General features: G+C 77.1%; 1 protein-coding gene. It reads right to left on the minus strand.

Annotated elements, in window-relative coordinates:
* Positions 1–401, minus strand: a 401-nt coding sequence (locus tag AB6A65_RS16685; RefSeq protein WP_371039502.1) for a hypothetical protein, incomplete at both ends; no start/stop codon positions are given.

Raw genomic sequence — 401 nt, forward strand, 5'->3', positions numbered from 1 at the left:
GGGAGGTGACGCCGGCGCGGAGCGTCGCCTTCGGCCGGAAGGCGGCCTCGGCCTGCGCCACGGCGCTCTCGGCCACGAGAAGCTCTGCGGCGCGGCGCACCACGTCGGGCGCCGTGTCGGTCCCGGCCTCTGTCGCGGCCTCGGGGGCGGTCACCACCTGCGGGATCGACGGCCGCTCGACCGTCGGCGGGGTTTCGCCGAAGAAGCGCGCGAGGCGGGTGCGCGCATCCTCGCGCTCGGCGCGCAGCCGCCGCTCCCCGAGCCGGATATCGACGATCTGGCGGCGCGCGGCATCCAGCGCGGCGCGATCGACGAGGCCGCTGCTCGCCATGCGCTCCATCTGCGTCATCAGCGCGTCCATCTGGCCGGTGCGCCCCCGCAGCAGCGCCAGCCGCGCGTCG

It is taken from the genome of Rhodosalinus sp. FB01 (assembly GCF_041365715.1).
Classification (GTDB): Bacteria; Pseudomonadota; Alphaproteobacteria; order Rhodobacterales; family Rhodobacteraceae; genus Rhodosalinus.